This is a genomic window from Aureimonas sp. D3, assembly GCF_001463805.1.
Classification (GTDB): Bacteria; Pseudomonadota; Alphaproteobacteria; order Rhizobiales; family Rhizobiaceae; genus Aureimonas; species Aureimonas ureilytica_A.
This window is the reverse complement of record NZ_BBWM01000017.1, coordinates 30,788-50,903: the sequence shown is the minus strand read 5'-3', so window position 1 is coordinate 50,903 and position 20,116 is coordinate 30,788. Positions and strand designations below refer to the sequence as shown.

Sequence of the window (20,116 nt, the reverse complement as noted above, 5' to 3'; positions counted from 1 at the left end):
AACGCAGAGCCCGTGTTCGGCCAGACCGCAGGCTTGCGCCCCGCCCGCCAGCGCCGCGTCGAACAAGGTGCGCCCGGCCGAGGAGCCCGGCCCCGCCACGAGGCGGTTGCGGCGTCGATCGCGCAGGCGCTGTCCATATTCCAGAAGGCGAAGTTCTTCCGCGACGCTGGTGGCCACATGGCTGTCGGTGCCGATGCCGAGCCGGCCGCCGGCGGCCCGGAAGGCGGTCGCGGGAAAAATGCCGTCGCCGAGATTGGCTTCGGTCGCCGGGCACAGGCCCGCCACCGCGCCGGAGGCGGCCAAGCGCTGCGTCTCATCCGGTGTCATATGCGTGGCGTGGATGGCGCACCAGCGCTCGTTCACGTCCACCTCATCCAGCAGCCATTCCACCGGCCGCCGACCGCTCCAGGCGAGGCAATCCTCGACCTCGCGCTCCTGTTCAGCGACGTGAATGTGGATCGGCCCGCCCGTCGTCTCCGCCGCCAGGATCGCGGCGATCTCGCCGGGGGCTGCGGCGCGCAGCGAATGGAGCGCCAGCCCCAATGTCGCGCCCGCCTCGCGGCAGGCCGGGGCGAGCCGGTCGAGAAGCGCCAGAAACCCGTCGACATCATGCAGAAACGGCCGTTGCCCCTCGCCCGGCTCCGCGCCGCCGAAATTCGAATGGGCGTAGAAGACCGGCAGATGTGTGAGGCCGATGCCGGCCGTGGCCGCCGCAGCGAGGATGCGATGCGAGGTTTCGGCGGGGTCGGCATAGGCCACGCCGCCCGCGCCATGGTGGAGGTAATGGAACTCCGCGACACGCGAGAAGCCGCCCTTCAGCATCTCGACATAGAGCTTGGCCGCGATCGCCTCGATATCCTCCGGGCGCATCAGCGCGACCGTGCGATACATCTGCGTGCGCCAAGTCCAGAAGCTGTCGTCGCCCGGCCCCGCCCGCTCGGCCAGCCCCGCCATGGCGCGCTGGAAGGCGTGCGAATGAAGGTTCGACAGCGTGGGCACCACCGGCCCGGCCAGTCGCTCGCCCGTCGCCGACACCGACCCGGACGTCACCGCCGCGATGCGTCCGTCGGCCCCGATATCGATCGCGACGTTGCGCGCCCAGCCATCGGACAGAAGCGCCATCGGACAAAGGAAACGCGAGGTGGGTGATCGCATGACAGGTCCAAGATCGGGTAGGTTGCCTATACAAGATTGCCGATTTTTGGGTCGGCTGCAAGTCGGCTCTGGCGAAACGGTGCGAACTTGTCTTTATATTCGAGGGACGTGATGCCAAGGGAGGGTTCGAGCCTGTCGATCGAAGACGCCAGCGAGGGCCGGTCGGAGCCGCAGCGCCCGCTCTACGAGACGCTGAAGGACCATGTGCGCGGCCGGGTGGAGTCGGGCGAATGGCCGGCGGGCCACCGCGTGCCCTCGGAAAACGAGTTCGTGGAGATGCTGGGCGTCAGCCGGATGACGGTGAACCGCGCCCTTCGGGAACTCGCGACCGAGGGTCTCCTGCTGCGCATCCAGGGCAAGGGCTCCTTCGTCGCGCCCAAGAAGCGCAGCTCGCTGTTTCAGGGCGTTCCCAATATCGCGGACGAGATCGGCGCGCGGGGCGGCGCGCATTCGGCTCAGATCATCCTCCTGCAGGAGGAAGTCTGCGGACCGGAACTGGCCGAAACGCTGGAGGTCGAGACCGGAACGCGGGTGGCGCATTCGGTGATCGTCCACCGCGAGGACGAATTGCCGATCCAGATCGAGGACCGCTTCGTTCATCTGCGCTTTGCGCCGGATTATGGCGCGCAGGATTTCACCCTCGTCACGCCCAACAGCTATCTCTCGGCCGTCGCGCCCATCGTGCGGGCCGAGCAGGTCATCGAGGCGATCAGCGCCACGCCTTGGGAGTGCAAGCTTCTCGCCATCGCCAAGTCGGAGCCCTGCCTTCTCGTGCGCCGTCGCACCTGGTGCGAGTCCGGCGTCGTCTCCACCGTGCGCCTTCTCTATCCCGGCAGCCGCTACCGGCTGGAAACGGGAGGATAGCGGTCTTCGGTCCAAGCCGGACGCGGCCTCCCACTGGAAATCCGCAAGACGACACGAGTGCGACAGCCCTCCACATCGTCCAAAGATAAGCCCAGGGCAGTTGCACCCAACCTACCAAACCGGGCCGCAGTTCGAGGTCAGTGCCAAAAGCTCCACCGAAGCTCGTCCCTCCGGGCGACGATCCGTTTATCTTATGGCGGACGCGCATTGCGTCCCGCCCGGCATCCGCTCAGGCGCCGCGCAACGCATCGACGGGCTGCCCAAGGTGGCATAGCCGCGCTGACGCTTCTGGCGCAGGAGGTCGAGGAACAGGAGCACGGCGGCACCTTCGGTTTCGCAAGGATGCGTCATGGAGCGCCCGTGCGTGCCGATCCGCCCCCATCGGCGCACGAGGCAGATTTCCCCGAACAGGCTCGGCTCGATCGACAGGCTGTAGAAGCGGGCCATGTTCCGGTCCGCATCCCTGCGTTCGATATAGAGGCGGTAGCGATGCGTGATCATGCGGGCGATTCTCCCGCACGGCGCGCCGGCCGGCCAATTCATTTTCGGAATCGATGGCGTCTGAGGGATTCACGGCTCTGATGGGGTTTTCCCGCGCGAGCCGGCTTGCAATTTCTCGGCATCACAGTATACTTTGCGATGTAAAGTTCCTGGAGTTTGGGATGCGCGAGCTGAACGAGGCCCTGGCCGACATCGAGGCGATCCGCCGCCGCATGGCGGCTGGAACCGAGTTCCGGGGCTTCGGCCCGACAGCACTGGCCGCCACGGCCGGGATCGCGCTCGCGACGGCCGGGCTTCAGCTCCTGGTTCCGCCTGCCACCGCCCTTGCCTTCTTTGTCGGGTGGATCCTCGCCGCCGTTCTTTGCGTGGTGCTGATCGCGGTGGAGATGGTGCTGCGCACCGGCCGCGCCCATGGCGGCCTGGCCGACGCGATGCTGCATCAGGCGATCCAGCACTTTCTGCCGGCCGGCTTTGCGGGGGCGGCCTTCGCCGCCATCATCGCCCGCTTCTCGCCCGATCAAGCTTGGCTGATCCCCGGTCTGTGGCAGGTTCTGGTCGGGCTCGGCCTGTTTGCCGCCGCTCCGTCCCTGCCGAGGGGCGCGATGCTGGCAGCGGCTTGGTACTTCGTCTGCGGCTTTGCGGTGATGATGATGCTGGCCGGCCAATCCACGATCTCGCCCTGGGCCATGGCCCTGCCCTTCGCCATCGGCCAGACCATTCTGGCCCTCGTCATCCATCGCGCTTCGGGGTCTGGCCATGCCGGGCTCTGAGACGTCCGCCCCCTTCGCCTATGACGGGCTCGACCGCGTGATTCATGAAAAGGCGCGCCTCGGCGTCATGACCTCGCTCGCCGGGCAGCCCAAGGGTCTCGGCTTTGCCGATCTCAAGCGCCTCTGCGGCCTGACGGACGGCAATCTCAGCCGCCATCTCCAGGTTCTGGAAGAGGCCGGCTTCGTGCGCATCGACAAGAGCTTCAGCGGCAAGCGGCCGGTGACGACTTGCTTTCTGACCGAGAAGGGCCGCGAAAGCTTTCTCGACTATCTCGCCATTCTGGAACAGGTGGTGCGCGACGCCGCCAGCGCGTCGAAGCGCGGCCAGACAGACCTCTCCCCCAAACCCGCCTGAACCCTCCCCTTTTTATTTAACCGGAGACTTTGCAATGCAAAGCGCTTTTCATCACGGAATGCACCTCGGTCTGATCATGGACGGCAACGGGCGCTGGGCCACGCAGCGCGGCCTGTCGCGCAGCCAGGGTCACCGCGCCGGCGTGCGCGCGATCCGGCCGATCGCGGAAGCGGCAAAGGACATGGGCGTCGGCACGCTGACGCTCTACGCCTTTTCGGGCGACAATTGGCAGCGCCCGGCGCCAGAAGTCGCAGTTCTCATGTCGCTCATGAAATCCTATCTCGCGGAGGAGATCGAGGCGCTCGCCGCGTCCGGCGTGCGGCTCTCGGTGATCGGCCGGCGCGACCGCCTCTCCGCCTCGCTGCGCCGCGCGATCGCAACCGCCGAAGCCCGCTCCGCCAAAGCCAGCGCACTGCATCTTCGCATCGCCTTCGATTATTCGGCGCGCGACGCCATCCTCCAGGCGGCGCGACAGGCGACGTCCGAGACGACGCGCGAGGATTTTGCGGCGCTGGTGTCATCGGGTGCGCCGGATGTCGATTTGATCGTGCGCACGGGCGGCGACCAGCGGCTCAGCGACTTTCTCCTGTTCGAGAGCGCCTATGCCGAACTCCTCTTCACGCCCCGGCTCTGGCCGGACTTCCAGCCGGAGCATCTGAAGGAGGCGCTGCGCGACTTCGCCACCCGCCAACGCCGCTTCGGCGCGCTGCCCGCCGAGGCCGTGGCGGCGTGAGCCAGGTGTCGATCGCAAGGCGGGTCGGCCTTTTAGGGACTCTGCCTCGGCTGGGTCCACGCGGGCCGGTGTCGCGCCGCCGCATCGGGCGCTCGCTTCTGGTGATCGGCGCGCTGTGGGTGGGCGCGGGCCTTCTCTCGGCGACAGATGCGCAGGCGCTGCAAGCCTTCGGGCTCGGTCTGGCGTTTCCGGGCGGCGGCTTCAGCCTGTGCGGCGGGCTCGGCTCGCAGATCGACACCACGGCGCTCGGGATAGGCGGTGCGGTCGCGGCGGCCTTCGGTCTCGCCATGTTTCTCTGGTTCGCCACCGGGAATCTCATGGCCCCGCCCCTGGTCTGGCTCGCCTCGGCGATCGGCGCGGCCGCCTATGCCGTTACGCATGGATGCCTGTCGGCGGAGAGCGCATGGCTTCCGGCGCTCGGTCTGGCGTCAGGGATCGCTCTGGCGGGGCTGGGCTTCTCGTATCGCCGCCCATATGCGGTCCCGCCCGCGCCGATTCCGCCGGCGAAGCGCTGGCACGCCACGCCCGCCGCGCCCGAACCCGCGCTCCCACCGGATCTGTCCGACAGCGATCTCGCCCGGCTGCGCTTCCTGCTCGACCGCGCCTTGCAGCCTTTGGCGCGCTTCGACGGGTTCGAGCGGCTCGACCCGTTTCAGTCCGCCGCCCTGCGCTATCAACTGCAGTTCGCCGGCTATGCGCTCGCCATGGTCCAGCGGCACCGGCTGCCGGCGCTCGGGGCCTATCTCACACAGGCGCAGGTGAACCTGATCGAAAAGGCGCGCGATCACCGCGTTTGGCGCTATTGGGCGCTCGAGAGCCTCTGGGGGCGCGGGCGGCCCGACCCCAACCCGTTCTCGTCGGACAATGTCATGTATACGGGCTTTTGCGGCGCGCAGATCGCGCTGTTTCAGGCGGCATCCGGCGATCGGCGCTATAGGGTGCCGGGGGCCTTTTCGCTCCGGCACCCGTCCGGTGCGGTCTTCGAGGCGGACCTGCCCGCGCTGGCGGGACGTCTCGCCCGGCAACATCAGGCCTCGCCCTTCGGCCTCATCGCCTGCGAACCGAACTGGCTCTTTCCGGTCTGCAACAGCCTGTCCTATCTGGCGCTCGCCGCGCAGGACGCGCAGGCTGGAACAGGCGTCTGGCAGGGCATGGCGGAGCGTCAGCGGGCTCTGCTCCTCGATGAGTTCCGCGATGCGTCCGGGCGCTTCGTCACCTGCCGCTCCCGCCTGACGGGCTTTGCCATGCCGCCGATCGGCGGGGTGCTGACGCAGCTTCTGCCGAGCTTTTTCCTCAACGCCACGCTGCCCGATGTCGCGCGGGAGAACTGGAGCCGCCTGCGCGGCGATCTCCTGCACGCCGATGGGCGCGCGCGGCTGGATCGCCTCTGGCCCATCGATGTCGGCAATTATCGCTTCACACGGATTGCGGGCCTCTGCGGCGCGGCCGCGACCGCTGTGGAGATGGGCGATGGAGAGGTGGCGGCGGCGATGCTGGATGCGCTGGAGGTCGGCCATCCCATGCGGATCGTGGGCGGCGTCGGGCATCGACCGCACGCCTCGATCTGGTCCCACGCCTTCGAGATCATGGCGCGGTGCGGCCGGTCCGATGGCCTGCACGATCTGGCGCTCCACCCGGCCGCGCCTGATACCGCGCCCCATATCGCGTCCTGCCCCTATCCGGCCGCGATGGTCGCGAAGGCCGTGGCGCGGGACGGCGGGCTGGACATGGTGCTGGTTCGCTCTGGCGGACGCGATCCGGTGTCGATCGGCTTGGGCGGTCTTCGCCCGTCGCGCGCCTACCGCCGCTCGGACAACTGTTCCATTTTCATGAGCGCGCCGGACGGAACGGCGCGGCTCGACCTCACACTCGAAGCGCGCCAGCGCATCGCCATACGCGAGGCCGTGTGATGACCTGCTGCATCCTCGCCGGCCTGCTTCTCGGCAGTGCGCTCAGCCTGGCGCGCGCCCTTCGCGGCCTCTTCTCGCACCGCGCCGACCCTCTGGACTGGAGACTGGACCCATGACGCCTGCCATCGATGCGCCCTTCCCCTCGCCCTCCTATCTCATGCGGCGGCTGCGAAGCTTCGGCCATGCGCTTTCGGGCATCGGCCATATGCTGGCGACGCAGCCCCACGCGCGGATCCATCTCGCGGCCGTCGCCGGTGTGATCGCCGCCGGCTGGGCGCTGCGGATCGACGCGGGAGACTGGATGGCGCTCGCGCTCGCCTGCGGCCTGGTTCTGGCGCTGGAGGCGGTGAACACGGCGATGGAGCATCTCTGCGATGTCGTCTGCCCCACATGGAGCGAGGACGTGCGCCGGGCGAAGGATGTCGCGGCGGGCGCGGTGCTGCTGGCGGCCGGAGCGGCCTTGATCGTCGGGTTTCTGGTCGTGTTCAAACACCTCAGTTGAGGCGGAACGGCCGGGCGGGCTTTAAGCGCCGCCCGGCCGAAGATCCTCAAGCCGCGCGGTAGCGCTCCAGCCAATGGGCGTAGGGTGCGGGCAGCGTCCAGGCGCCCTTCTCGACACCGAGCTCCAGCGCGGCGCGGTAGGGCCAGTGCGGGTCGGCCAGAAGCGGGCGGCCGAGCGAGACGAGATCGACCTTCTCCTCCGCCACCAGCGCCTCGGCCTGCGCCGCGCCGCTGACGAACCAGCTCGTGGTGACCGGCAGGTCGGCTTCGCGGCGCACGCGCGCGGCGATATCGGTCATGAAAGCCGGGCCCCAGGGCACGTTCGCCGTCGGCGTCGAGAAGCCGATGCTGACATCGATCAGATCCAGCCCGCCCGCCTTGAAGCGGCGGATCATCTCGATGCCCTCTTCCAGATCGTTCGAACCGTCGAATTCGGTGACGCCGAAGCGTGCGGTCAGCGGCAGGTTCTCCGGCCAGACCTCGCGCACGGCGGCGAGCGTTTCCAGAAGAAAGCGCGCCCGGCCCTCGAAGTCGCCGCCATAGGCGTCCTCGCGCTGGTTCGACCATGTGGAGAAGAAGCTCTGCGCGAGATAGCCATGGGCGAAATGCAGCTCCAGCCATTCGAAGCCGGCGGCCAGCGCCCGGCGAGCCGTGGCGACGAAGTCGGCCTTGACGCGCTCGATGTCGGACAGCGCCATCGCGCGCGGCACCTTCGGAAGGTTCGCGCCGAAGGCAACGGCCGAGGGCGCGATCGTCTCCCAACCGCGCGGGTCGCCCGCCGCGATGTGATCGTCGCCCTCCCACGGGCGGTTGGCGCTCGCCTTGCGGCCGGCATGGGCGATCTGGATGCCCGGCACCGCGCCCGCCGCCTTGATGGAAGCGACGGCCTTGGCCCAGGCCTCGCCCTGCTCGTCGGTCCACAGGCCGGCGCAGCCCGGCGTGATGCGCCCTTCCGGCGCGACGGCGGTGGCTTCCGCGATCACCAGACCCGAGCCGCCGCGCGCCAGACCCGCCAGATGGACATGGTGCCAGTCGTTGATGAGGCCTTCATCGGCCGAATATTGGCACATGGGCGAGACGACGATGCGGTTGCGAAGCTCCACGTCTTTGAGGCGGAAGGGCGTGAACAATGACGACATGCTGATGTCCTTGAGCGGGCGCGGCGAGATCACCGCGCGTCCATTCGATAGTTCGAAAATAGTCGAACGTTGAGCCTTCGGCAAGGGCGTGCTAGGATCGGGCGTGCGTGCCATCCATCATCCCGACATCAAGGACGTCGTTCTGAGCCGAGTGCTGTATGCGCTGAGCGATCCCGTGCGGCTCGGCGTCGTGCGCCAGCTGGCGCAGGAGGGCGAGGCGACGTGCTCGGCGCTCGATGGCGGCCGGCCAAAATCCAGCATGTCGCATCATTTCCGCGTCCTGCGGGAGGCTGGCCTCGTGCGCACCCGCACGGACGGGCCGGCCCATATGAACGAGTTGCGCCGCCAGGACATCGAGGCGCGCTTTCCCGGCCTTCTCCAGGCCGTGCTCTCGGCTCCGCCGGAAGCCGGCGAAGAGGGCTGACCGTCAGCCCTCGGCCAAGGGCACGCTATGGCGGGGCGACCAGGAGAGCGTAACGGCATCGCCCGGTGCGTGCGGACGCGCGTCGCGGTTCTGTGCGAAGATGCGGAACCGCAGACCGCCGTCGGCTTCCGCCTCATAGGTCAGCGCCGTGCCGGCATAGATCGCCGAGGTGATCGTGCCGCGAAGCTGGTTGAGAACTTCGCCGTCCGCCTCGATCTTGTCGATCAGATCAATCTTTTCCGGCCGGATCGCGAGCGTCACGGGCTGGCCGGGCGCGGGCAGCGGCAAGGCGCTGGCGAGGGGCACGCCGTTCGCCAGCACCACGCCGCCCTCGGCGACCGTGCCCTGCACGATGTTCGTGTCCCCCAGAAACTCGGCGGCAAAGCGCGTGGTCGGGCGCTCGTACACGTCCGCTGGCGCGCCCATCTGCACGATCCGGCCGCAATCGAGGATCGCCACCTTGTCGGACAGGCTCAGCGCCTCTTCCTGATCATGCGTGACGAAGATCGTCGTCAGCCCGCTTTCGCGCTGGATGCGCAGAAGCTCGACCTGCATTTCCTGTCGCAGGCGACGGTCGAGCGCGGAGAGCGGCTCGTCGAGCAAGAGAACGCTCGGCCGGGTGACGATGGCGCGGGCGAGCGCCACGCGCTGCTGCTGGCCGCCCGAAAGCTGCTTGGGCTTGCGATCGCCGAAGCCTGCAAGGCGCACCATCTCCAGCGCCCGCGCGACTTCGCGTCGCGCCTGATCGCCCCTGACGCCGCGCTGCGCCAAGCCGAAGCCGACATTGCCCGCGACGCTCATATGCGGAAACAGGGCGTAGGATTGAAACACCATGCCGATATGGCGCGCCCAGACGGGCACATCCGTCACATCCCGCCCGCCGATCGCGACCGTGCCGCGATCGGGCGCGACGAAGCCGGCGATGATGCGCAGAAGCGTCGTCTTGCCCGAGCCGGACGGGCCGAGCAGGCTGGTGAAGGAGCCCTCGGTGAAATGCGTGGTGATATCGGACAGGACGTTGGCCGCCCCGAAGCTCTTCGCCACATGGGAGACGTCAACGGCTGTCACGGCGGGCTCCAGGTCTGGCGAAGAGGGCAAAGAGAAGGAAGAGCGTGATCGAACCGCCGAGAAGGATGGTGCAGATCGCGTTGATCTCGGGCGTGAAGCCCTTGCGGATCGCCGAATAGATCTCGACCGGCAGGGTCGAGAAGCCGGGCGTCGCCAGGAAATAGGACACGACGAACTGATCCAGCGAGACGGCGAAGGCGAAGAGCGCCGCGCCCAGAATGCTCGGCAGAAGCAGCGGCAGCGTCACGCGCAGGAAGGCCGAGACCGGGCGCGCGCCCAAGCTCATGGCCGCCTCCTCCAGATCGGTGCGGATCGTGGCGAGGCCGGTGCCGACCACCAGCACGACATAGGGAATGGCGAGCGCGACATGGCCGATCAGGATGGCATGGAAGCCGCGCCCGATGCCGGTCCAGAAGAAGAAGACTAACATGGCCGTGCCCGTGATCAGCCAGGGAATGGCGATCGGCGGCAGAAGCAGGAGGCGCAGCCAAGTCTTGGCCCGGAACTCGCGCCGCGACAGGGCGACGGCGGCGAGCGTGCCGAGGCTGGTGGCGATAAGGGAGGTGATCAGCGCGATAAAGACGCTGTTCCAGCTGGAGCGCAGGAGCTTGGCGTTCTCGCCGAGCGCCTCGTACCAATGGGTCGTGAAGCGGAAGGGCAAGGCGTAGAGCGGGGACTCGTTGAAGCCCATCGCCACCAGAACCGCGATGGGCAGATAGAGAAACACGAGCACGGCGACGAGATAGGTGCGGGCGGCGAACTTCATGTCAAAGGGCCGCGTTGCGCTTGAGGACGCCGGAGAAGGTCGCGAAAATGCCCAGCACCACGGCGAGAATGGTGAAGGACAAAGCCGCGCCGAGCGGCCAGTTGAAGGCCTGCGTGAACTGCTCCTCGATCACCGTGCCGAGCGTCACGCCCTTGGTGCCCCCCAGGATGCGCGGCTCCATGAAGGCGCCGATGACGGGTACGAAGATCAGGATGGAGCCTGAAATCAGGCCGGGCGCGGCCAGCGGCACCAGGATCTTGAACAGCACTGTCCACCAGCGCGCGCCCAGGCTTTCGGCCGCTTCCAGAAGCGCGTCGTCGATCGAGACCAGCGCGACGTAGCAGGTCAGCACCATATAGGGCAGATAGCCGTGGACGAGGCCGAGCACGATGGCCGGCAGCGAATAGAGAAAACCGACCGAGGGCGCGTCCGCCCAGAGCGCGCGGATGGCCGTGTCGAGAAAGCCGCCCTCCCGGATCACCATGGTCCAGGAGAAGACGCGCACGAGCCCGTTGGTCCAGAAGGGCAGGATCACGAGGATCAGTAGCACCTCCCGTACGCGGCCGGCGGTCGCGCGCACGAGGGCCAGCGCGGCGAGAAAGCCCAGAATCGCGCAGATCGCCGTCGTCCAGAGCCCGATCAGGAGCGATGTCCAGGCAACGCCCAGGAGATAGGGCTGATCGATGAAGGCGCGGTAGTTCTTGAGCGTGAAGACCACTTGCCTTTTGCCCATCGGCGTGCCGCTCAGAAAACTGAACACCAGCATGGCGCCGAGCGGCAGCAGCACGGCGAGCGTCAGCCAGGCATAGGTCGGCAGGAGAAGGGCGACCGTCGCCACCCAATCCGGCCAGCGCCCCCCGGCGCGCCGAGCCGCGCCATCGACGCGGTTCGGCACGGCGCTGGCCTCATCGGGCATAGGACGCCTTCACCTCCTGCCAGAGATTGTTGAAGGCCTCGCGCCGCTCGTCCGGCTGCGGCGCCATGATCGTCATGGTCTCCAGATATTTCGGATCGTGAACCCGGGGGTTGAGATCGTCCGCCGGCAGCTTGTCCATCGCCGCCGCATTGGCCGAAGCGGGCGCGCCGACCTTGGTCGCCCATTCGAAATAGAATTCGGGGTCGATCATGTAGTTGATGAAGGCCCGGGCATTCTCCTTGTTCTCGCTGGTGGTGGGGATCGCCAGCGTGTCGAGCCAGCCGACCGCCCCCTCCTTGGGCACCACGAAATCCACCGGCAGCTTGAAATTGCGGCGCGAGCGGACCGACGCGCCGGACCAGTAAACCGACAGGTCGAACTCGCCCGCCGCAAAGGTCTTGTTCCACTGGTCCTCGCTGGTCCAGATCGTCTTGACGTTGGGCTTCAGACTTTTGAGCCAGTCGGTGACGGCTTTCAAATCCTTGGGGTCGTTCATGTCCTGGCCGGTCATGAAAGCCCCGACCGCCACGTTGGTGACCGCATCGTCGAACAGCGCGACCTTGCCGGCATAGGCGGGGTCGGCCAGCGCGCCGTAGCTATCCGGCTTCGGGCGGCCCTCGCGCACCGCCAGCGCGTTCATGCCCCAGACCCAGGGAACGCCGTAATGCTTCCCGTCGACCGTGAAATTCGGGTGGTCGGCGAGCTTGGCCGGCACGCCCGCGACATTCGGAATGGTGGCATAATCGATCGCGTCCAAGAGATCGTCCGCCACGGCCTGGCGCGTGCGCGCCGTGTTGACCACGACCACATCATAGGCACCGGGATTGGTCCTGAGCTTGGTCAGCATCTCGGACTCGGCGTTGTAATAGTCGTGGACGACCTCGATGCCGGTCTTCTGCTTGAAGGCCTCGACCGCCCATTTCTCGTCCGTGCCGTAGCCCTGCCAGTTGAGAACGGTCACGGTTCCCGCCGCGCGCGCGGGGCGCAGGCCGAGGCCCAGCCCGGTGGCGGCCACTGCGCCAGCGCCCATCAGGGTCAGAACATCGCGTCTGTTAGGCTGCATATGTGTCACTCCCGGTTGGTGGCAGGCGAGATACGAGGCAAGCGACGGAGCGCTCGGGCGACGAATCTCCCTCGCCGCGACCGGCCCCCAAGCCGCTGCGTCAGAAGTGGGAGCAGTCTCGCGCCCCGATGTCCAGATGGCACAGCGCATCGCGAGCCCCGCCGCGCATGTCATTTCCCATTTGCGCGAAGCGGCCTTGCATGGGACGAGAGCGCGGATGCCCTTGCGGCATCCTCCTGATCGACCGAGTTCGGACCGCCGCCCATGTTCCTCGACAAGAATGCTCCCATCGCCAGCGCCTGGAACACCTGGTCGGATCGGCCGGGCGAGTTCACCTTTCTGCCGCTCGGCGTGCGCCTCGCGCCGGTTCTCTATTCGGGCAAGGCGGAGCGCGCGACGACGATCCGCGCGCCGGATGAAATCCGCTTCGGCCATCATGGGCTCGCCGGAGAGCGCGTGGACTTCGAAACGCGCTTTGCCGAGACACGCCTCGCCTTCACCTACGAGAAGCCCGACCCCTTCACCCTTCGCGGCGAATGGGCGGTGCGCGAGGCCGGCGAATGGGGCCTGCGCCATTGGGTGACGCTCTGCCTCTCGGCCGAGAATGGTAGCCCGGTCCAGTACGACGCGCGCACCGGCATCGCGGTGGTGGAGGTCGATTTCCGCTTCGTGGCGCTGGCGGCCAGCGACCTTCCGGTGCTCGGCACGGGCCACGAAAGCGTCGCCGCGCTGGTGGAAGATTTCGACCGCAACGGCTATTTCGACAAATCGAGCCGGGCGGACAAGGCCCCGCTCATGGCGCTGCGCTTCAACCTCGAAATGACGCCGCGCCTTCGCTTCGCGGTCGCCGTCGCCGACAGCCGCGACCTCGCCATCGCCCACGCACAAGCGGCGCTAGCGCAAGAGATAGGCCAAGCGCCGGCGCTCCACACCGGCCGCCATGCCGGCGCGCTGGATGCGGTGCGCGACGTGATCGGCTGGAACACGGTCTATGATCCGCTGAACCGCCGGCCCGTGACGGCCGCCAGCCGCATCTGGGGCCTTGGCGACGCGGTCTGGTTCAACGACCAGTGCTTTGCCGGGCTGATGGCCGGGCTGATCGACCCCGCGCTGGGTCGGCACAATTTCGAGGTGGCGATGACGAGCGCGACCCCGCAAGGCAATATCGCCTGTCTCGTCAACCCGAAGGACGCCTGGGTCGATCGCACGCAGGCCCCGCATGGGGCCTTCATGGCCTGGATGATGTACCAGCGCAGCGGCGACCGCGCCTTTCTGGCCGATGTGTTCGAGCCGCTGGTGCGCAACCAGCTCTGGTGGCGCAACCACCGCGACCCCGACGGGCGCGGCCTCGTCTCCTGCGGCACGTCGGATTGGGGCGACGGCATGTATCGCGGCACCGCCTTCGGCGCGCGCAACGAAACCGGCATGGACAATTCGCCGACCCATGACGAAGCGCGCTACGATCCGGAAACGCGCACGCTCTCGCTTCTCGATGTCGGGCTGAATTCGGCGCTGGCGCTCGACGCCGAAATGCTGGCGCGCATCGCCGCCGAGTTGGGCCAAGCCAAAGAGGCGACGAGCTTCGCGGTGCTCGCCGAGACGACGCGCGCGCTGATCCGCACCGAGCTTTGGGACGAGACGCGCGGCCTCTTTGCCAACCGACAGCGCGATGGCGGCTTCGTGCGCAGCGTCTCTCCGACGAGTTTCTTCCCGCTTCTGTGCGGCGCGGCCGATGGCTCGCAGGTCGAGCGCCTGCTCGCCCATCTGGCCGATCCCGACATGTTCGGCGGCCCCCTCCCCTTGCCCAATGTCTCGCGCGACGATCCGGCCTATCCCGAGCAGATCTATTGGCGCGGGCGCATCTGGCCGAACGTCAATTACCTCGTCTGGCAAGCGCTGCGCCGCAGCCAATGCCATGCGCAAGCCTCGGAGCTGGCCGAGCGCAGCTACGCCCTGTTCGAGCAGTCCTGGACCGAGCGTCGCTGGTGCGGCGAGAATTACGGAGCCGAGACCGGCGAGATCGACGACATGCCGGGCAACGACCCGTTCTATACCTGGGGCGCGATGCTGCCGCTGATGGCGGTGGGCGAGATCATGGACGTCAATCCCTGGGACGGCTGGGAACTGGTGAACGACGGGCAACCCGTCCACCTCGGCCCGCTCGCCAGCCCCGCCGGGCCGGTCAGCGTCGAGGTGGCGGAGGGTCGGCTCGCCCTTCGAGCCTCGGGCGGCGCGCTCCTCTTCGCGACGGATTATCCGGGGCGCCTTGCCCATGTTGCCGTCGAGGACACCGTGATCTCCGTCACCTTCGCGCAGGGCTCGACGACGCCCGTCACCTTCCGCCTCGGCCGCGAGGCTTCCGCCCGCCTCGTGCTCGCTCGCCTCGGCGATCAGGAGATCGAAGCATGGCTGGAAGACGGATGCGCGGTCGCGGAGTTCGCCAGCGTCGAGGCCGGCGCGCGGCTCGACTGGCATCTCACCCCCGCGAGCTATTCCTGGCCGCGCCCTGGCCCCGCCGAACCCGCGCGCGCACCCGCGCCGGAAGCCGTCCGGGTGCGGTCCTGGCGGCCTCCGACGCGGTAGGTCTCGGCCGCACCGCGGATGTAGCTCTTCGACCGATCGGCGCGTCCGCTCGAAATCAGCGGATGCGCAACGCGCCGAGCACGGCGTCGGCGATCATGCCCTTGTGCCGGGCGCGGCGCGTGGGCTCCGACAGATTCACGTCGAAAATGGCCCCGAACGTGTGCTGGTTCGAGACGCGAAAGAAACAGAACGCGCTGATCATCAGATGCACGTCGATCGGGTCGAGATCGGCGCGAAAAAGACCCGCCGCCCGGCCCCGCTCCAGAATGGCGCCGAGCATTCCCGTCACACGCTCGTTGATCTGCCGGATGGCCGGCACGTCCACGATATGTTCGGCCCGGTGAATGTTCTCGATGGTGACGAGACGGATGAAGTCGCCATGCGCGTCGTCATTCTCGAAGGTCCGGTCGATCAGGGCGCGCAGCGCGCTTTCGGGGTCCAAACCGGCCAGGTCCAGTTCCGCTTCCAGAGCGCGGACCTCGCCATAGGCCTTTTCCAGAACGGCGAGATAGAGGCCCTCCTTGGAGCCGAAATAATAATAGATCATCCGCTTGGAGGTGCGCGTGCGCTCGGCGATCGCGTCCACCCGCGCGCCGGTCAGCCCGTTGGCGGCAAATTCCGCCATGGCGACCTCGATCAGCTCCGCCTTGGTTCGCTCGGGATCGTTGGTGCGCGTACGCTCGAGGCCGGAGCGGCGCGGCGGCTTCTCAGCATCCATGACAATGCCCCGTTCGGCGCTGGCGACCCAGTGCTCTTCCCCCAATCGAACCGGATCGTTCAATCATGTTTAGGCCGACGCGGAAAGCCTCGAATGCCCCTCTCCTATCCATAAGTCTTCGTAACAAACGATAGGAAAAACCGGATATGATCGTAAGTTTTGCATAGACACTTATTTCGCAGACTTGCGAACAACTCTCGATCCAGTTTGCCTGGCGAGATTTTTTCAAGTCTAATGAGCGATGATGCCGCAGGGACGCATGAGCGCCATCAACCTCATCATGGGAGTGGTGATCGATGCATAGGGCGGGATCAGCGGCGTGACGTTCAAGAGCGGCAATCCGGAGGTATTCCGGCTTCTCGGCGAACATGCCGGCGTCGGCCTTTGGGATTGCCTCGTCGTCGACGGCGATCCGCTCGGGCCCGACTCGTTCTGGAGCTGGTCCTCGGAATATCGACGCCTGACGGGCGTCACGATGGACGAGATGCCGGACGGGGTTCGCCCGCGCGGCCATCGATATCATCCAGACGACGCTGAGGCCGCGACGGCCGCCTTCCTGAACGCCGTCGCCGATTCCGGGACGATTTCCCGTTACGATATAAACTTTCGGATGTTGCATGGCGACGGAGCCTATCGCTGGTTCCGTGCGATCGGCAACGTCACCCATGACGCGGCCGGCATCGCAACCCGAATCTGCGGGGTGCTGATCGATGTTCATGAAAGTGAAACGGCAGCGGAACTCCAGCGGCACGCGAACCGCGAGGTGGAGCGGCTGGCGCAGGCCCATGCCGCCAGCCAAGAGCGCTTCCGCCAGATCGCCGCCACCTCGCCGGACGCCATCGTCTGCACAGACAAAAACGGGATCATCACCTTCTGGAACGACGCGGCCACACGCGGCATCGGCTTCACCGCGAGGGAGATGATCGCGCGAAATATCCTGACCCTCGTTCCTCCCGACATGAGAAGCGCGAGCCATCATCTCCGCCGCCAGCTCATGGAGTCCGGCAAGGTGCACGAACTCGACGCCCTGCATCGGGACGGGCGGCGGATCAGTATCGATATCTCCCTTTCGACCTGGTTCGAAGACGGCGAGCCCTGTTTCGGCTTCATCGGCCGCGATGCGTCCGAACGTAAAGCCAAAGAAGCCCTTCTAGCCGATCTCGCTCGCCGCGATCCTCTGACGGAGCTGCCCAATCGCGCGGCGCTCGACTATTGGATCGAGGCCCGTCTGGCGGAAGGCTCGCCCTTCTGCGTGTTGATGGTCGATCTCGACGGCTTCAAGGAGGTCAATGACACGTTCGGCCATGAGGCCGGGGACGCGGCGCTGAAAATCGCCGCGGAGCGAATGGCCGCCTGTTTGAGGGATGGCGACCTGCTGGCACGCTTCGGCGGCGACGAATTCGGCATCGTTCTGACCGATGGCGACGAAAGCCGCGCCGCGTCGGTCGCGGGAGCGGTGATCCGAACGGTGTCGCTCCCGATGGAGATCGAGACCATGCAGGTTGCGATCGGCGCAAGCGTCGGCATCGCCGTCGCGCCCAGGGACGGACGCCACGCAGCCGCGCTTCTATCGGCGGCCGATGTGGCGCTCTACGCCTCCAAGAAAGGCGGACGAGGATGTTTCCATCGCTTCACGCCGCAGCTTCGACAGAGGGCCGTCTTCAACGACGCCATCCAATGCCAATTGCGCCGCGCTGTCTCGAATGGCGAATTCGAGCTTTTCTATCAGCCGCAATATCACATATGCGATCACCGGATGATCGGCGCCGAGGCGCTTTTGCGCTGGCGCCATCCCCGCGAAGGACTGATTGCGCCCGACAGCTTTCTGCCGAGCCTGGAGCGAAGCGTGTTCGTCTCGCATGTCGGGGATATCGTGCTGGAAAAGGCTTGTCGGCAGGCTGCGAACTGGCGCGGGCTCGCGCCCGACTTCCGTATGGCGGTCAACCTGTTCGCTGTGCAGCTGCGCGATCGGACCTTTCCCGGGCGGGTGAGCGCCATCTTGGCCTGGCATGGCTTGCCCGCCGCCGCGCTCGAGCTGGAGCTGCCCGAAACGCTGCGCCTCCACATGACCGCCGATATGACCGCCGTGCTGTCCGAGTTGACGGAGATGGGCGTCGGGATCGCGCTGGATGATTTTGGCACCGGCCACGCCTCCCTTTCGCATCTTCAGCATATTCCGCTGACGCGGCTCAAGATCGACCGCTCCTTCGTGCAGGGCATGATGAGTTCCACGGTGGACGCGGCGGCAGTGGAAGCCATTCTCCTGATCGGCCGACGTCTGGGCGCGAGCGTCGTCGCCGAAGGAATCGAAACGCAAGAGCAGGAAGAACAGCTTTTGATGGATGGCTGTTCGGTCGGCCAAGGCTATCTTTTCGGCCGTCCGATGCCCGCCTCGGACTTCGCGGCCCGTTTTCTGTCGCAGAGCCGGGGACATAGCCCTTCGGATCGGCCGACCGAGTCTATCCTCGGTGCTGAGAACCACGCCGCTCGCCCGGGCAGCGGGCAGCTGCCTTCCTCCTGTCCTGCCCTCGACGCGCGCTCGCTTTTCCAATGAGACAGGCTGCAGACGGGTGAACCGTCCGAAATCGCATCGCCCCACGCTCTCTGGCAGTGCGGGGCGAAGGCAAGGGCTCCACCGACTCGCCGAGCTTTCCAAGCGAGCCCGGACTTTTCGTACGACTCGGCGTCGGACGGTGAGCGCGCCTCGTCAGGGCAGAGGGTGGATTGCGGTTTCCGCCTAACCGGTGGCGTCGCGTCGTTTGGGAAATCCGAGACGTTCATCCCCGATGCCCTCGCCGCATACGAAAACTAGCGAGGCCGACGCACACGACCTCGGCCTTGCATGACCGGCATCATGCGGATCTGACAGGCGCTTAAAAGTTCTCTTTCCCAGTGGCCCGCAGGGGAGGAATGCCGTGATAGAAGCCGGTTGACGCGCGTTTAAAAGAGCAGTTCGAACCGATGGACGGCTTCGCTTTGCCGCGATGAAGGCGCTCAGAGGGGCACTCTTCTCCATGGCCTATCCCCTCCCCCGTGATCTCGACCCCGTCCGCCCTCCCTTTCGGAACGCTCGGCGTTTCATTGATCTCGGCACCGCGGCAAAGACGACGCCGATCTCCAGCCCCGCGCCACTGGTCATCCCCAACTCCGCCGGCCTCTCACACCAGAAGCCCGCAGCGGTTGCGACTTCGAGACGCGCAAGTCGGTTCGGCGGATCATTTCGCCCTGCGCCGCCGCACCCGCCCAGCGCAGCGGCGAGAGCCGGACGCGCCCTCAACCGAACCACCCCCCCCGCTTGCGGCGCAGCGGGCCGACCGTCCGCTCAGAAACGCGAGCGATGGGACAGCCGTGCTAAAGCCGTACGCGCGGCGGCACCGGCCAGAAACAGACCGGCGAGCGCCCCGACCTTCAGAGCGTCGACTTGGCTGCGCGTCAGAAACTCGTGGCGGACACGGTGCGCACGTTCGGTGCTCGGACCATCGATCCGCGCCGGCCCGCTTCCCGGCTCAACCAAATTGCCGTCACACGGCGCCATGGGCTCGCCCAACTGCGCCTGCCGCATTCCGGCGACCTTTCGATCCGCGAAGCCGGGCGCCAGGCGCTGAGCCAACGCCATCATCCACGTGGAGCGGCCGACCCAGATCTCTCGCTGAGGGTTGCAGACGGCCGAGTAGACCGCCTCGGCGCAGAGGCGCGGATCGAACAGCGGATCGGGGATAACCTGCGCGCGGCCCGTCTTGTTGCGCGCCCAGGTCGGCTGGGGCGTGTTGACGCCGGGAAGATAGATGACACTGAGCGTTACGGGAGACCGCTCCGCGATGAGTTCGGCGCGCAGCGAATCCGTGAAGCCCCCGACGCCCGCCTTCGCCCCGCAATAGGCGGCCTGCAAGGGCGCGGACCGAAGGGCCAGACCGGAGGAGACCTGCACGATGGCCCCCCGCCGCGCGGGACGCATGACCCGAAGGGCAGCCAGCGTTCCGTGGATCTGCGAAAGATAGGTGGTGGCGGTCACCCGCGCATATTCGTCCGGCGTGATGTCCCAGGCCGGCGCGACGACGGTGGACATGGCATTGTTGACCCAAGCGTCGATCCCGCCGAACTGCGAAACGATCCGATCGGCCGCCGCATCGACAGCTGCGGCATCGGCCACATCCGCCGGCAGGATCAGGACCGTGCCGCCCTGCGCTTCCAGCTGCCGCTTCGCGTCGGCCAGTCGCTCGGCGCCACGGGCGATGAGTGCGACCCGCCAACCCGCCCGCACGAAGCGTTCGGCAATCGCCAGCCCGATCCCGGCGCTTGCGCCCGTGACAACCGCAGTCTTCATTTCGCATTTCCTTCGCGACGATGCCTTAGCGCGCTGAATGCGCGGCGCGGCGCTCCGTTGCGTGACGATGGCGATATCGAGCTCCCGCGATATGGCGCCCGATTCCCTTGACCGACATGGTTGTCAGATGACAACGCGCCAACGATTCTTTTCTGTTGAGTCGCGGGGTTAGGAGAAGAGGAGAGTTCTCTGGAGGGCATAAATCCGTGTCATCGACGACACGAAGCCCCGTGATTTTGCTGGATTTTCCGCTGTCAAGCCCATCCACAGGGGTGACTTGCGACTCGGAATGAAACATGAGCAAATGCCAGACGGAAAAGTGCCGT

General features: G+C 66.9%; 18 protein-coding genes. 9 read left to right on the top strand and 9 right to left on the bottom strand.

Annotated elements, in window-relative coordinates; genetic code table 11:
* Positions 1-1,155, bottom strand: a 1,155-nt coding sequence (gene hutF / locus AUL36_RS05235; RefSeq protein ID WP_062218706.1) for a formimidoylglutamate deiminase, incomplete at its 3' end; no start/stop codon positions are given.
* A 111-nt stretch (positions 1,156-1,266) separates the two neighbouring features.
* Between hutF and hutC the strand changes: the two genes are divergently transcribed.
* The gene (hutC, locus tag AUL36_RS05230) at positions 1,267-2,019 is read left to right on the top strand and encodes a histidine utilization repressor (protein ID WP_082655589.1); all 753 of its coding nucleotides are present in this window, start codon (positions 1,267-1,269) and stop codon (positions 2,017-2,019) included.
* 186 nt (positions 2,020-2,205) lie between these two features.
* Here the strand turns inward: hutC and AUL36_RS05225 are convergent, their stop codons facing one another.
* Positions 2,206-2,520, bottom strand: coding sequence for a WGR domain-containing protein (locus AUL36_RS05225; RefSeq protein WP_082655588.1), 315 nt, complete (start codon positions 2,518-2,520; stop codon positions 2,206-2,208).
* Positions 2,521-2,681: 161 nt separating this feature from the next.
* Between AUL36_RS05225 and AUL36_RS05220 the strand changes: the two genes are divergently transcribed.
* The 5 genes from AUL36_RS05220 to AUL36_RS05200 all read left to right on the top strand — a co-directional run bounded on the left by AUL36_RS05220 (position 2,682) and on the right by AUL36_RS05200 (position 6,790).
* Positions 2,682-3,290 carry a hypothetical protein gene (locus AUL36_RS05220; RefSeq protein WP_062218689.1) on the top strand — a complete coding sequence of 203 codons (609 nt, stop codon included), beginning with the start codon at positions 2,682-2,684 and terminating at the stop codon, positions 3,288-3,290.
* On the top strand, positions 3,277-3,645 hold the full coding sequence (locus AUL36_RS05215; RefSeq protein ID WP_062218687.1) for a winged helix-turn-helix domain-containing protein: 369 nt from the start codon (positions 3,277-3,279) through the stop codon (positions 3,643-3,645). The genes AUL36_RS05220 and AUL36_RS05215 overlap by 14 nt, the downstream gene beginning before the upstream one ends.
* Before the next feature lie 34 nt (positions 3,646-3,679).
* On the top strand, positions 3,680-4,378 hold the full coding sequence (locus AUL36_RS05210) for a di-trans,poly-cis-decaprenylcistransferase (protein WP_062218685.1): 699 nt from the start codon (positions 3,680-3,682) through the stop codon (positions 4,376-4,378).
* Positions 4,375-6,288 (top strand): linalool dehydratase/isomerase domain-containing protein, encoded by a 1,914-nt coding sequence (locus tag AUL36_RS05205; protein ID WP_156418268.1) that lies wholly within the window; start codon positions 4,375-4,377, stop codon positions 6,286-6,288. The genes AUL36_RS05210 and AUL36_RS05205 overlap by 4 nt, the downstream gene beginning before the upstream one ends.
* A 112-nt stretch (positions 6,289-6,400) precedes the next feature.
* Positions 6,401-6,790, top strand: a complete 390-nt coding sequence (locus AUL36_RS05200) for a diacylglycerol kinase family protein (protein WP_156418267.1) — start codon at positions 6,401-6,403, stop codon at positions 6,788-6,790.
* 46 nt (positions 6,791-6,836) lie between these two features.
* On the opposite strand, the gene AUL36_RS05195 is transcribed toward AUL36_RS05200, so the two are convergent.
* The gene (locus AUL36_RS05195; RefSeq protein WP_062218700.1) at positions 6,837-7,928 is read right to left on the bottom strand and encodes an NADH:flavin oxidoreductase/NADH oxidase; all 1,092 of its coding nucleotides are present in this window, start codon (positions 7,926-7,928) and stop codon (positions 6,837-6,839) included.
* Positions 7,929-8,031: 103 nt separating this feature from the next.
* On the opposite strand from AUL36_RS05195, the gene AUL36_RS05190 reads away from it, so the two are divergent.
* Positions 8,032-8,352 carry an ArsR/SmtB family transcription factor gene (locus AUL36_RS05190; protein ID WP_058601425.1) on the top strand — a complete coding sequence of 107 codons (321 nt, stop codon included), beginning with the start codon at positions 8,032-8,034 and terminating at the stop codon, positions 8,350-8,352.
* A 3-nt stretch (positions 8,353-8,355) separates the two neighbouring features.
* Here AUL36_RS05190 and AUL36_RS05185 read toward each other — a convergent pair whose 3' ends face one another.
* Genes AUL36_RS05185 through AUL36_RS05170 form a run of 4 tightly spaced genes read right to left on the bottom strand, consistent with a single transcriptional unit; the run spans position 8,356 to position 12,132 of the window.
* Positions 8,356-9,420, bottom strand: a complete 1,065-nt coding sequence (locus tag AUL36_RS05185; RefSeq protein WP_062218681.1) for an ABC transporter ATP-binding protein — start codon at positions 9,418-9,420, stop codon at positions 8,356-8,358.
* The gene (locus tag AUL36_RS05180; RefSeq protein ID WP_062218679.1) at positions 9,407-10,186 is read right to left on the bottom strand and encodes an ABC transporter permease; all 780 of its coding nucleotides are present in this window, start codon (positions 10,184-10,186) and stop codon (positions 9,407-9,409) included. The genes AUL36_RS05185 and AUL36_RS05180 overlap by 14 nt, the downstream gene beginning before the upstream one ends.
* A gap of 1 nt (position 10,187) precedes the next feature.
* The gene (locus tag AUL36_RS05175; protein WP_244497040.1) at positions 10,188-11,102 is read right to left on the bottom strand and encodes an ABC transporter permease; all 915 of its coding nucleotides are present in this window, start codon (positions 11,100-11,102) and stop codon (positions 10,188-10,190) included.
* The gene (locus AUL36_RS05170; RefSeq protein ID WP_062218677.1) at positions 11,092-12,132 is read right to left on the bottom strand and encodes an ABC transporter substrate-binding protein; all 1,041 of its coding nucleotides are present in this window, start codon (positions 12,130-12,132) and stop codon (positions 11,092-11,094) included. Before AUL36_RS05170 ends, AUL36_RS05175 begins: the two co-directional genes overlap by 11 nt.
* 297 nt (positions 12,133-12,429) lie before the next feature.
* Here AUL36_RS05170 and AUL36_RS05165 point away from each other — a divergent pair, with 297 nt between their 5' ends.
* On the top strand, positions 12,430-14,748 hold the full coding sequence (locus tag AUL36_RS05165) for an MGH1-like glycoside hydrolase domain-containing protein (RefSeq protein WP_082655586.1): 2,319 nt from the start codon (positions 12,430-12,432) through the stop codon (positions 14,746-14,748).
* A 55-nt stretch (positions 14,749-14,803) separates the two neighbouring features.
* Here the strand turns inward: AUL36_RS05165 and AUL36_RS05160 are convergent, their stop codons facing one another.
* Positions 14,804-15,466 carry a TetR family transcriptional regulator gene (locus tag AUL36_RS05160; RefSeq protein WP_062218675.1) on the bottom strand — a complete coding sequence of 221 codons (663 nt, stop codon included), beginning with the start codon at positions 15,464-15,466 and terminating at the stop codon, positions 14,804-14,806.
* Between the two features lie 319 nt (positions 15,467-15,785).
* Here AUL36_RS05160 and AUL36_RS05155 point away from each other — a divergent pair, with 319 nt between their 5' ends.
* The gene (locus AUL36_RS05155) at positions 15,786-18,020 is read left to right on the top strand and encodes a putative bifunctional diguanylate cyclase/phosphodiesterase (RefSeq protein WP_062218673.1); all 2,235 of its coding nucleotides are present in this window, start codon (positions 15,786-15,788) and stop codon (positions 18,018-18,020) included.
* Positions 18,021-18,788: 768 nt separating this feature from the next.
* Here the strand turns inward: AUL36_RS05155 and AUL36_RS05150 are convergent.
* Entirely contained in the window at positions 18,789-19,790 is a 1,002-nt protein-coding gene (locus AUL36_RS05150) for an SDR family oxidoreductase (protein WP_062218671.1), read from the bottom strand.
* Between the last annotated feature and the right edge of the window lie 326 nt (positions 19,791-20,116).

Coding starts and splice junctions, on each gene's coding strand:
- hutC (WP_082655589.1), top strand. CDS start 1,267: ATGCCAAGGGAGGGTTCGAGCCTGTCGATCGAAGACGCCAGCGAGGGC.
- AUL36_RS05225 (WP_082655588.1), bottom strand. CDS start 2,520: ATGATCACGCATCGCTACCGCCTCTATATCGAACGCAGGGATGCGGAC.
- AUL36_RS05220 (WP_062218689.1), top strand. CDS start 2,682: ATGCGCGAGCTGAACGAGGCCCTGGCCGACATCGAGGCGATCCGCCGC.
- AUL36_RS05215 (WP_062218687.1), top strand. CDS start 3,277: ATGCCGGGCTCTGAGACGTCCGCCCCCTTCGCCTATGACGGGCTCGAC.
- AUL36_RS05210 (WP_062218685.1), top strand. CDS start 3,680: ATGCAAAGCGCTTTTCATCACGGAATGCACCTCGGTCTGATCATGGAC.
- AUL36_RS05200 (WP_156418267.1), top strand. CDS start 6,401: ATGACGCCTGCCATCGATGCGCCCTTCCCCTCGCCCTCCTATCTCATG.
- AUL36_RS05195 (WP_062218700.1), bottom strand. CDS start 7,928: ATGTCGTCATTGTTCACGCCCTTCCGCCTCAAAGACGTGGAGCTTCGC.
- AUL36_RS05180 (WP_062218679.1), bottom strand. CDS start 10,186: ATGAAGTTCGCCGCCCGCACCTATCTCGTCGCCGTGCTCGTGTTTCTC.
- AUL36_RS05175 (WP_244497040.1), bottom strand. CDS start 11,102: ATGCCCGATGAGGCCAGCGCCGTGCCGAACCGCGTCGATGGCGCGGCT.
- AUL36_RS05170 (WP_062218677.1), bottom strand. CDS start 12,132: ATGGGCGCTGGCGCAGTGGCCGCCACCGGGCTGGGCCTCGGCCTGCGC.
- AUL36_RS05165 (WP_082655586.1), top strand. CDS start 12,430: ATGTTCCTCGACAAGAATGCTCCCATCGCCAGCGCCTGGAACACCTGG.
- AUL36_RS05160 (WP_062218675.1), bottom strand. CDS start 15,466: ATGGATGCTGAGAAGCCGCCGCGCCGCTCCGGCCTCGAGCGTACGCGC.
- AUL36_RS05150 (WP_062218671.1), bottom strand. CDS start 19,790: ATGAAGACTGCGGTTGTCACGGGCGCAAGCGCCGGGATCGGGCTGGCG.